The 2,231-nt window shown below is 62.6% G+C and carries 1 protein-coding gene; it reads right to left on the bottom strand.

Annotated elements, in window-relative coordinates; genetic code table 11:
- Window positions 1-2,231: protein kinase domain-containing protein (locus BGIM_RS59470; protein WP_162136356.1), on the bottom strand; the 2,231-nt coding region annotated here is incomplete at both ends.

The following is a 2,231-nucleotide window of genomic DNA, read 5'->3' as shown; positions in this document are numbered from 1 at the left end:
GGCCGCCGGTTTGTCGTTGATCCGCTCCAACCCCTTCAGGGATTTCAGGAACTCCCGGAGGCCGGGACGGTCGTTGATCCCCAGGTGGGTGAGCGGCAGGGTTTTCAACACGTCCAAATCGGTCGCCTTGCAATCGATCATGAACAGTTCAAAAATATTCTTGTCGCGGAGCGGGCTTAAGTCAGTGACCGGCATCTCGTTGATGACAAGTCGCCGCAACGATTTGATGTCCTTGAGGATCGAAATGTCCGTGATGGGCAGGCCGGTGAGATTCAAATACTGGAGCGGCATGCCCTTCAGCGGCGTGAGGTCGGTGATTCCCGGGGAATGGTACAGGTCCAGCGACACCAAGGGCATCCCTTGCAGGGGGCTCAGGTCCGTCGCGGGAATGACCATCGCCTCCAGCACACGAATTTTCAGACCTTTCAGGGGGGACAGATCCCTCACCTTGGTTCCCACGAACTTGAACGCGACAAGTCCCGTCAACACCCGCACCGGCGAGATGTCGGTCAGTTCGCCGGGGGGAAGCGCCAACCCGGTCACGACCCCTTGTTCGATCTTGGGTTGCGCCTTGCCGGCGTAGCCGGGATTGAGTTCCGCCAGCCGGGCGTCGACGGCCTTCATCAGTTTGTCCGCGGACAGGCCGGCCACGGACAGTTCCCACGCCGCCGCGTTGGCCGGCTCGGACACGCCGCCGTTCCAGACGATCTTGCACTTCGGCAACGCCCGCCGCAGCCCGTCGATCCCCGCCGCCGTCACCTTGGTGCCCTTCAGGTTGATATGCTTCAGAGTCTTGGAGTCCTTCAAGAACTCCAGTCCGGCGTCGTCCATCAACGAGTTTTCGCAGAGAAGCGTCTGAAGCGGCACTCCCTTGAGCGGGGAAAAATCCGTCACGTTGGTCGACCCGCAATTCAGCAACATCAGTTTCGTGTCCTTCAGCGGAGTCAGATCCCGGACGCCGGTGTAGGCGGTCGTGAGATACTGCAAGGACATGCTTTTGACCGGGGAGATGTCCGTCAACTGGCTTGATCCGCTCAGGTCCAGATTGACAAGCGTTTTCATGTCCCGCAACGGGGAGAGGTCGGTGACGGCCGTTCTGAACAAATCCAATTGCGTCAGGTTTAGCCCCCGGACGGGCGAAATGTCAGTCAGATTTTTCACGTCCAGATGAACAACCTTGGCCTGACTCATCGCCCGGAGCGGGGAAATGTCCCCGAGTGTCCCTCCGGTCACAGACAAACTGGTGTCGCCGATGCCGGAAAACGTGATCTGGCCGCCGAACTGCGGATTGAGTTCCTTGAGGCGGTCGCTGATCGCCTTTGACCGCTTGACGGCGAGCAGGCCGGCCACGGAACGCTCCCACGCCGCCGCGTCGGCCGGTTGTTTGGCGGGCGTCTCTTTCAGCGTCTCTTTCGGCGGCGCTTCCCGACTGATCTTCACGACCTGCCGGCCGTCTTTGGTGACGGTGACCAACTCCCGCCGCACGACTTCGCCGCCCTTGGTGGTTTCGACGGCATGGCTGCCGACCTTCAGTCGGAGTTCTTTGATCCCGGCGCCGGTGATGACAAGATCGGTCCCGTCGATCCTCACGCCGACCTCGGGGTCATCCGCCTCGACGACCAGAATTCCCTCCGGGAAGGCCAGCCGAATGACCGTGCCGCGAATGTTGGAAACCCCGGCCGCCTCCGTGAGACCGACCCCGAGGACGAGCGCCAAAATCACGGCGATGATGGCAAACCGCCGACGGAGACGCGAACGTGGTTCGCGCGCCGGGGCAACCATCGTGATATTCCGGGGCGACGGGGCGGCCGGCGAAGGCGGGGGCGTCTCGGCCCCCCGCGCCAGCAAGTCCTCGACTTCCCTGGCCGTGGCAATCCGGTCCTCCGGCTTTTTGGCATGTAACCGGGAAATGATGTCGCAGAGCCACGCCGGGGCTTCGGGGATAATTTCCGGGATCGGTCGCGGCGCGTCATCGATCACCCGTTTGAGAACCGCGTGCGTGCCGCTCGCCCGGAACGGCGGCCGGCCGGCTGTCATCGTGTACAGCACGCTGCCCAGGCTAAACAGGTCCGTCCGGTGGTCGAGCGTTTCGCCCAACGCCTGCTCCGGGGACATGAACATGGGCGTCCCGGCGATCATTCCTGATTGGGTCAGGCTGGCGTCGTCGACCGCCCTGGCCAGGCCGAAGTCCGAGATCTTGACATGGGCATGAGGCCCGGCTTCGATCAGGA

It is taken from the genome of Zavarzinella formosa DSM 19928, assembly GCF_000255705.1.
GTDB classification, from domain to species: domain Bacteria; phylum Planctomycetota; class Planctomycetia; order Gemmatales; family Gemmataceae; genus Zavarzinella; species Zavarzinella formosa.
The sequence above is the reverse complement of the archived record's forward strand: the minus strand, read 5'-3'. Positions and strand labels throughout refer to the sequence as shown.